This window comes from Anaerozeibacter quisquiliarum (assembly GCF_051162045.1).
Classification (GTDB): domain Bacteria; phylum Bacillota; class Clostridia; order Christensenellales; family Aristaeellaceae; genus Anaerozeibacter; species Anaerozeibacter quisquiliarum.
Map to the genome: position 1 here is coordinate 90,191 of NZ_JBISDI010000013.1, position 7,474 is coordinate 97,664.

Sequence of the window (7,474 nt, forward strand, 5' to 3'; positions counted from 1 at the left end):
GGCTCTTCTCTTTTTAGGGGGAGGTGATGGAATATCAATAGCTTTATCAGCTGGGTGGGCGGCAAGAAAGCCCTCCGCAATATCATTTACCGGCTCTTCCCTAAGGACTTCGGCAGATATATCGAAGTCTTTGGCGGTGGGGGCTGGGTGTTGTTCGGCAGGCCGCCGGACTGCAAGGGCATGGAGGTCTACAACGACTTTAACGGCAACCTGACCAACCTGTTCTACTGCGTAAAAAACAGGACGCTGGCATTTCTCAAGGAGCTGGGCTTTCTGCCCCTCAACTCCCGGCATGAATTCAATGTATTGCGCCGGTTCTTTGAGAAAGGCGAATTCGATAATGAATATCTTGGAAAAGAACTGGATCTGGCACAGCAGAATCTCCCGCCGCCTGAGTTTGAGGAAATCAAGGCCATTCTTATGGAACAGGCCGAACCAAGTGATGTGTGGAGAGCGGCAGCATTTTTCAAGCTCATCCGCTACAGCTACGGTAGCGGCTGCACCTCCTACGGCTGCCAGCCCTTTGACATTCGAAAGGTGTTCGCCGTAATATGGCAGGCATCAAGGCGGCTTGCGGATACCGTGGTGGAAAACAAAGACTTTGAGGCATTGATCCGGCAGTACGACCGGGACGATGCCTTTTTTTATTGCGATCCGCCCTACTATATGACCGAGGGTCACTATGCGGTGGAATTCCTGAAAACCGACCATCAGCGGCTCCGGGATACGCTGGCACGCTGCAAGGGCAAATGGATGGTCAGCTATAACGACTGCGATTTCATCCGGGGGCTGTATCAGGAGTACACCATCACCCCTGTTACCCGCCTGAGCAATCTGGCGCAGCGGTATGAGGGCGGCTGCGAATACCCGGAGGTCATCATTACCAACTACGATCCCAAGGAGCGGGAAAATTCCTCATGTCAGTTAAACTTATTTGATTATGGAATCAGCATGGATGAGGACAATTCCCCGGAATACAGGATCGACCAAGAAAATTAAAGGAGGCTTACACTATGAAAATCATTGAAACGAAAGGTCGGATTGCCGATAACGGCAGCATCATCCTGCCGCCCGGTGTGCTGGAAACCATGTGCGTCACTGCAGGAGATACCGTGCATCTGGCGTACCTGTCCCACCACCCGGTGAAGCAGATCAACAGCTATGGCGAGTTTTTTCTCACCAAGGACGGCATTGACAACATCGGCGAAACCGTAGAGTCACCGGATTCCGCAGAGCTGTCGGTGCCTCATGCGCTTTTGGAGGCGGCAGGCATTCCGCTGGATGACAATCTGGATATCCGCTGCGAGGACGGTGCCATCATCATCGGCAGCGCCGATCCCTTAAAGCAGCTGCCGCCCCAGCTCATGGAGCTGTTCGACAGCCTCGGCATGAGCCACGATACCATCCGCTGTGTGCTGGAGGGAGGTGTGGAGGATGAATAAGAAGCCCCTCTACAAACTCATTGACGGCAAAGGCCGGGTGCTGATTCCCAAGGAGCTGCGCACCGCCAGCGGCATGGATTACGGCGATATTGTGCGGCTCGGCTTGTCAAACGGTACGGTCAGCGTACAAAAGGTGGATATCATCGAAATCGGCGACCAGTCCCCGGAGGCGGTGGAGGCCTATGTCCGTGCTGCTTTCAAGACCATGCCGGATGATACAAGGCTCTCCCTCATTTCCGACCTGACCGCCCTGCTGCAGCAGAAAAAGGAGGTCTGACGGATGGAAAGAAGATCGACATATACAGCAGCAGACTGTTCGGCAACCGGCTTGGGCTGCAATATTCAGGGAAAGGTTGTCGTGTTGAGCCACGATAACCCTGAACGACAGCTGTATTTCTGCCTCTGCGGAAACGGAGCCGGTGCCAACCCCAGCGGCTCTGCTGTCTTTTTGGTGTCCCTGCGTACCGGAGAGTTTGCCCTGAAAAACCGCAGCGAGGTCATCGGCATTTTGAAGCCGGAGCTTCTGCCGGACAGCGCCAAACTGCAGCTCTCCCAAATCAGGCCGGTGGGCGCATTGGATTTGAAGAATCATGAGCCGAAATACAGCGGCTACAGCTTTCTGCCCGATGGCCGTTATGCTTCCGGCGTATGGCTTTGCACCGAGCAGGAGGCGCTTGATTATGTGGAGATGCAGAAGACCTACCAGCACCGCATCATGCTCTGCGACCGGGATGACTTCTGTGTGCTGGAGCTACAGGATGGTAAGCTCATTCATCCCACAGAGAAAGAAATAGAAGCCCTTCAACAGAATTCTCAGGATGGAGGCATGACCATGACATAAAGGAGGTAACCTCATGCGAAATATCCGGATGGAAAAAGACATTATTCTGTACTACAACAACCCTGCCGGGTATGTCAGCGGCGGCAAGGCGGTGGTTGACCCCCTCTTTCAGTCGGAGGAACTGAATGCCTTTCTCAGCCGCCAAAAGGATATCGGCGAGGTGAAGTGGACGGACGGTGTGTATGACCGCCTTGTCAATGGCCAGCGAGATACTCAAGAACTCACGCTGCTGAAAAGCTGCCGGGTATGGCAGCTAAAGCCCGAATCAGATCTCCGGATGCGCTTCATCAGCCTTGCGAATTTTTGTAAGGAGTTCGGAGAACCACAAATATCCGATTATCAAACCGTCTATGATGGAGAGGTGGAAACCAACGATTTGGAGGCGCTGTACACCAAATTCAATGTAGACCATCCTCCCGGCTATGCGGGGCATTCCCTGTCCATGTCGGATGTGCTGGAGCTGTACGATGAGAACGGCAGCAGCTTCTTCTACTGTGACCGCTTCGGATTTCAAGAAATCGGCTTCATGCCACCAGAACAGACACAGACCATGCAGCTCTAAAGGGGCTGTTTTTTTATTGCCAAAATGCGAAAGGAGAAAGAAATCATGCCTGATGTAGAAGTAAAAATCAATTCCATGTACCCGCCCGGAGCCAGCGGTGGCATCCGTGCCTACGCTTCGGCAACGGTGGACGGCTGCCTCGGTATCCGGGGCATCAAGGTAGTAGAGGGAGGCCGTGACGGTCTCTTTGTTTCCATGCCAAGCCGTAAGACAGAAAACGGCTACAAAGAAATCTGCTTCCCGGTGACCAAAGAGTTCCGGGAGCAGCTCCATAAGGCGGTGCTGGACAGCTACCAGCAGGCCGTAGCCATGAATCAAGTCCCGGCGCAGCCGCAGGAAACCGCACCGGAGCAGTCCCAGCCGCCCATGCAGATGGGCGGGATGTAAGAATTCTATCAACCCAACAAAAAAATTTGGAGGTAAAACACCATGAAAAAAATCATGAACAAGGTAACTCATAAGGCCAATATGCTGGCAATTAAGGCAAAAATGGCGCTCACCAACAACCACGCCGAGGGCTTCGTGGATACAGCAATTAAGATTTTGATGGCCGTAGTCATCGGCGCTTTGGTGCTGGCCGGTTTGTATATGCTCTTCGACAAAACTGTGCTGCCAACTCTCGTACAGCGCATTAAGGATATGTTCAACTATGCCGGATAAGCTGGCCGCTGTGCAGGCGGTCTTTTTTACCCTACTGCTGTGTGCGGCATCGGTAACGGACTTGACAAAACGCATGGTTCCAAACTGGCTCTGCCTTGGAATCGCAGGCATTTCCGTAATCGGATTTACACCGGTCAAGCTGCTGGGAATTCTGATTGCCCTGCCGTTCCTGCTGGCCGCCGTGTTCCTTGGCGGCATTGGTGGAGGCGATATCAAGCTGATGGCAGCCTGCGGCTTGGTGCTGGGTCTGCCGAAAGGACTGCTTGCGGCGATGGCCGGACTCAGCCTGCTGCTCATCTATGTAGCTATATACCGGATTGTTTGCAGGGTGCAAAGGCGGGAGGCAAAAAAAGCTTTCCCCCTTGCGCCTTTTTTATCGGCGGGCTGCTTGCTCGCCTATTTCATTTCGTGAAAGGATGGATGATATGAAGAAATCAAATAAAAGAACTGTTCTGAAGCTGTTGTGCGTGGTGCTGCCGCTTGCAGCTGTGGCTGTCGGCGTTCCACACGTTATCCGCAGGCACAAGATTAGAAAATATGCTGTACAGTAATGATTTTTTATCAATCAAAGGAGGAACGAATCCATGAGCTTTTTTAAGAATAGAACGGTTATCGGTGTGATCTGCATTGTGCTGTCGCTTCTGATTTGTTTTGCGGTTACGCCGCTTTTTAACCAAAGCATCAGCCAGAAAACCGAGATTGTGCGGGTAATACAGCCCATCCAAATTGGGGAGGCCATCACCAAGGACATGGTGCAGACTGTGGAGGTGGGCGGCTATAATCTGCCGGAGGATGTAGTCAGGCAGATGGATACCGTCATCGGTAAATTTGCCTCCGCAGACTTAGCGCCGGGAGATTATATCATCGCCTCCAAAATCGCCGATGCCCCTGCTGCGGAGAACGCCTATCTCTACAACCTGACCGGAGAAAAACAGGCCATCTCCGTATCGGTCAAGAGCTTTGCCGCAGGGCTGTCTGGTAAGCTAATCTCAGGGGATATCGTGTCCATCGTTGCCCCGGATTACAAAAAGCAGGGCGTGACGGTGATCCCGCCTGAGCTGCAGTATGTGGAGGTCATCGCCGTCACCGCAGAAACCGGCTATGATGCCAACCAGCAGAATGGGAAATCCGATCCGTCTTCGGAGCAGGCAGATGCGGATGAAAAGGAGCTGCCTGCCACCGTTACGCTGTTGGTCACACCGGAGCAGAGCAAACTCCTTGCCGAGCTGGAAGCAGACGGAACTCTTCATGTGTCCCTCGTTTACCGTGGCAGCAAAGAGAATGCGTCAAAGTTTACCGAAACGCAGGATTCGGTGCTTTCTAAATTATATTCGGAAAAATCAGAATCTCAGGAAAGCGAGGATGCCAGTCAGCCGGAAATGCCTGCGGAACCACCGGAAGAAAGCGGGGCTGAGTAAATGCTGAACTTCAAAAAGGGCGGCCTGTTCAGCCGCAAAAACGATTCCGAACCTCAGGAAATAGAACCAGACAACGGCGCACAGGTGCTGGCGGTTTGGGGCAGTCCCGGCTGCGGCAAGACCACCGTGGCGGTGAAGCTGGCCAAATATCTGGCAGACAGAAAAAAGAACGTGGTACTGCTTTTATGCGACTGCACCACGCCAATGCTTCCCTGCATCTGTCCGCCCGGTGAGCTGGAGGGCGATCATTCCCTACGTAGCATTCTGGCTGCCAATTCCATCACGGAGTCCTTGGTGAAAAACAACTGCAACACCCATAAGCGGATGAGCCATCTGGCGGTCATCGGCCTACAAAAGGGCGAAAACGAGAACTGCTATCCTCCTGTGAATGAGAAGCTACTCAGGGAGTTGATGGGCGTGCTGCGTGATATGGAAAGCCATGTCATCATCGACTGCGGCAGCGCCATTTATTTTGACGAGCTGTCCACCATCGCCATTCTGGAGGCCGATGCGGTGCTGCGGCTCATAAACTGTGATCTCAAATCGGTGAGCTACCTGTCCAGCCAGCAGGAATATCTGCGGATGGCAGGCTTTGATTTTGACAAGCTGTACAAGGCGGTCAGCAATGTGAAATCCAACGAAGCCAGCCAGAACATGGAGCAGGTGCTGGGCAGCGCTGTATTTACCCTCCCGCATTCCCCGGAGCTGGAGGCGCAGGTGCTGGCCGGGAATCTGTTCGCCGATTTATCCCTGAAAGACAGCCGGGGCTTCCGAAAAGAGATACAGAAAATCTCGGAGGAGGTGTTCGGCGTATGAGCAGACATAATTTATTCTTTACTCCAGAGCAGGCAACCGGGGATTTTCACAGCGTGCTGCAGCAGGTGCAGGAATATATCGCCGGTCAGCACAGCGAGCTGCTGTCGGACGGAAACGCCGCCGAAGCCAAGGCCAATATCAAGCGGTATATCGCCAAATTTGTGCAGGACAGCCGTGTGGCTGTCAAAGGCATGACACAGCAGCAGCTGGTGGATGCCCTGTATACGGAAATGGCCGAGTATTCCTTTCTCACCAAGTACATCTTTGCGGACGGCATCGAAGAAATTGACATCAACAGCTGGCGGGATATTGAAATCCAGTACGCCGGTGGGCGCTGCGAAAAGCTCACGGAACACTTTGACAGTCCTGAACACTGCATCAACGTGCTGCGCCGGATGCTCCATGTGTCCGGCACGATTCTGGATGATCAGTCCCCGCTGGTGGTCGGCACTCTTGCAGAAAATATCCGAATTGCCGTCATGAAAAGCCCCATTGTGGATGCCAATGTCGGCGCTGCCGCCTCCATCCGTATCGTCAATCCCAACCACATGGAAAAGGAAGATTTTATAGACGGCGGCACGGCTACCGCCCAAATGCTGGATTTGCTCTCGGAGTTCATCCGCTATGGCATTTCGGTGTGCATTGCCGGAGCTACCAGCAGCGGTAAGACCACGGTGGCAGGTTGGCTCTTAACCACCATCCCCGATAACAAGCGCATTTTCACCATTGAAAACGGCAGCCGGGAGCTTTCCCTTATCCGGGAACAGGATGGCAGGGTCACCAATTCCGTGGTGCATACCCTCACCCGCAACAGCGAGAACGAACTGTACCGCATCGAGCAGATCGACCTTGTGGACATCTCCCTGCGCTTCAACCCGGATATTGTTGTGGTCGGCGAGATGCGTGGTGAGGAGGCTAACGCCGCTCAAGAGGTCGCCCGAACCGGTGTGGCAGTAGTGACCACCATCCACTCCAACTCCTGCGAATCCACCTACCGCCGCATGGTTTCTCTGTGCAAGCGAGCCGTGGATATGTCGGATGAAACCCTGATGGGCTATGTGACGGAGGCCTATCCCATTGTGGTATTCTGCAAGCAGCTGGAAAATAAACAAAGGCGGCTTATGGAAATCATGGAATGTGAAATTCTGCCGGATAACAGCCGTAATTACCGTACCCTGTTCCGGTATGAGATTACTGAAAACCGCTATGAGGACAACCAGTTTTTCATTACCGGACACCATGTAACGGAGAATCCCATCTCCGACAGCCTGTGCAAACGGCTGCTGGAAAACGGAATGCCGCAGGAACGCATCAATCTTCTGAAGAAAGGAGGGCAAATAGCCGTATGACAACCATTCAACTTCTGGCCTGTATCGGTATGATTACAGGCTTTTTTCTTTTACTCGGCCTAAAGCCGATGGAATTCACCGATGGGCTGTTTTCCTTTCTCACCAGAGAAAAGAAGTCCATTAGGGATGAAATCAAGGCGGCACAGCGCCGCCAAAAACCGGGATTTCTGAAACGGCAAATCCAGATGGCGCAGGAGGTGCTGGCCATGACCGGCAGGAGCAATCGGTTCTCTCTGGTTTGCGCCTGCTCTCTGGTGCTGTTTGCCATCGGTGCCGCTATCGCCATTGTGATGGGCAATTTCTTTTTAGCACCGGTGATGGCGGTGGGCTTTATGATGCTGCCCTTTTGGTATGTGCAACTCACCGCCAGCCATTTCAAAAAAGAC

The 7,474-nt window shown here is 53.1% G+C and carries 12 protein-coding genes and 1 pseudogene; all 13 read left to right on the plus strand.

Annotation, left to right across the window (positions count from 1 at the left end; all coding sequences use genetic code 11):
• Positions 1-54: 54 nt before the first annotated feature.
• Positions 55-999 (plus strand): DNA adenine methylase, encoded by a 945-nt coding sequence (locus ACH6CV_RS07795; RefSeq protein ID WP_456357617.1) that lies wholly within the window; start codon positions 55-57, stop codon positions 997-999.
• A 14-nt stretch (positions 1,000-1,013) separates the two neighbouring features.
• Entirely contained in the window at positions 1,014-1,442 is a 429-nt protein-coding gene (locus ACH6CV_RS07800) for a hypothetical protein (RefSeq protein WP_456357618.1), read from the plus strand.
• Positions 1,435-1,719 carry a division/cell wall cluster transcriptional repressor MraZ gene (locus ACH6CV_RS07805; RefSeq protein WP_013273716.1) on the plus strand — a complete coding sequence of 95 codons (285 nt, stop codon included), beginning with the start codon at positions 1,435-1,437 and terminating at the stop codon, positions 1,717-1,719. The genes ACH6CV_RS07800 and ACH6CV_RS07805 overlap by 8 nt, the downstream gene beginning before the upstream one ends.
• 3 nt (positions 1,720-1,722) lie before the next feature.
• On the plus strand, positions 1,723-2,283 hold the full coding sequence (locus ACH6CV_RS07810; protein WP_013273717.1) for a hypothetical protein: 561 nt from the start codon (positions 1,723-1,725) through the stop codon (positions 2,281-2,283).
• 13 nt (positions 2,284-2,296) lie between these two features.
• Entirely contained in the window at positions 2,297-2,845 is a 549-nt protein-coding gene (locus ACH6CV_RS07815; protein WP_013273718.1) for a YodL domain-containing protein, read from the plus strand.
• A gap of 45 nt (positions 2,846-2,890) precedes the next feature.
• The gene (locus ACH6CV_RS07820) at positions 2,891-3,232 is read left to right on the plus strand and encodes a SpoVG family protein (RefSeq protein WP_456357619.1); all 342 of its coding nucleotides are present in this window, start codon (positions 2,891-2,893) and stop codon (positions 3,230-3,232) included.
• 42 nt (positions 3,233-3,274) lie between these two features.
• A complete protein-coding gene (locus ACH6CV_RS07825; RefSeq protein ID WP_456357620.1) occupies positions 3,275-3,505 on the plus strand; it encodes a DUF6133 family protein in 231 nt (76 codons plus the stop codon).
• Positions 3,495-3,917, plus strand: a complete 423-nt coding sequence (locus tag ACH6CV_RS07830) for a prepilin peptidase (protein ID WP_456357621.1) — start codon at positions 3,495-3,497, stop codon at positions 3,915-3,917. The genes ACH6CV_RS07825 and ACH6CV_RS07830 overlap by 11 nt, the downstream gene beginning before the upstream one ends.
• A 13-nt stretch (positions 3,918-3,930) precedes the next feature.
• Positions 3,931-4,056 carry a hypothetical protein gene (locus ACH6CV_RS07835; protein ID WP_456357622.1) on the plus strand — a complete coding sequence of 42 codons (126 nt, stop codon included), beginning with the start codon at positions 3,931-3,933 and terminating at the stop codon, positions 4,054-4,056.
• A gap of 33 nt (positions 4,057-4,089) precedes the next feature.
• Positions 4,090-4,923 carry a Flp pilus assembly protein CpaB gene (gene cpaB / locus ACH6CV_RS07840; RefSeq protein WP_456357623.1) on the plus strand — a complete coding sequence of 278 codons (834 nt, stop codon included), beginning with the start codon at positions 4,090-4,092 and terminating at the stop codon, positions 4,921-4,923.
• Positions 4,924-5,739 (plus strand): AAA family ATPase, encoded by an 816-nt coding sequence (locus tag ACH6CV_RS07845; RefSeq protein ID WP_456357624.1) that lies wholly within the window; start codon positions 4,924-4,926, stop codon positions 5,737-5,739.
• Positions 5,736-7,088, plus strand: a complete 1,353-nt coding sequence (locus ACH6CV_RS07850; RefSeq protein ID WP_456357625.1) for an ATPase, T2SS/T4P/T4SS family — start codon at positions 5,736-5,738, stop codon at positions 7,086-7,088. Before ACH6CV_RS07845 ends, ACH6CV_RS07850 begins: the two co-directional genes overlap by 4 nt.
• A pseudogene (locus ACH6CV_RS07855) lies at positions 7,085-7,474 on the plus strand (hypothetical protein); the annotation flags it as partial. The gene ACH6CV_RS07850 and the pseudogene ACH6CV_RS07855, both read left to right, overlap by 4 nt.

Excerpts from the sequence above, each read along its gene's own strand:
- ACH6CV_RS07800 (WP_456357618.1), top strand. The coding sequence starts at position 1,014 with ATGAAAATCATTGAAACGAAAGGTCGGATTGCCGATAACGGCAGCATC.
- ACH6CV_RS07805 (WP_013273716.1), top strand. The coding sequence starts at position 1,435 with ATGAATAAGAAGCCCCTCTACAAACTCATTGACGGCAAAGGCCGGGTG.
- ACH6CV_RS07835 (WP_456357622.1), top strand. The coding sequence starts at position 3,931 with ATGAAGAAATCAAATAAAAGAACTGTTCTGAAGCTGTTGTGCGTGGTG.
- ACH6CV_RS07850 (WP_456357625.1), top strand. The coding sequence starts at position 5,736 with ATGAGCAGACATAATTTATTCTTTACTCCAGAGCAGGCAACCGGGGAT.
- ACH6CV_RS07825 (WP_456357620.1), top strand. The coding sequence starts at position 3,275 with ATGAAAAAAATCATGAACAAGGTAACTCATAAGGCCAATATGCTGGCA.
- ACH6CV_RS07820 (WP_456357619.1), top strand. The coding sequence starts at position 2,891 with ATGCCTGATGTAGAAGTAAAAATCAATTCCATGTACCCGCCCGGAGCC.
- ACH6CV_RS07815 (WP_013273718.1), top strand. The coding sequence starts at position 2,297 with ATGCGAAATATCCGGATGGAAAAAGACATTATTCTGTACTACAACAAC.
- ACH6CV_RS07845 (WP_456357624.1), top strand. The coding sequence starts at position 4,924 with ATGCTGAACTTCAAAAAGGGCGGCCTGTTCAGCCGCAAAAACGATTCC.
- cpaB (WP_456357623.1), top strand. The coding sequence starts at position 4,090 with ATGAGCTTTTTTAAGAATAGAACGGTTATCGGTGTGATCTGCATTGTG.
- ACH6CV_RS07830 (WP_456357621.1), top strand. The coding sequence starts at position 3,495 with ATGCCGGATAAGCTGGCCGCTGTGCAGGCGGTCTTTTTTACCCTACTG.
- ACH6CV_RS07810 (WP_013273717.1), top strand. The coding sequence starts at position 1,723 with ATGGAAAGAAGATCGACATATACAGCAGCAGACTGTTCGGCAACCGGC.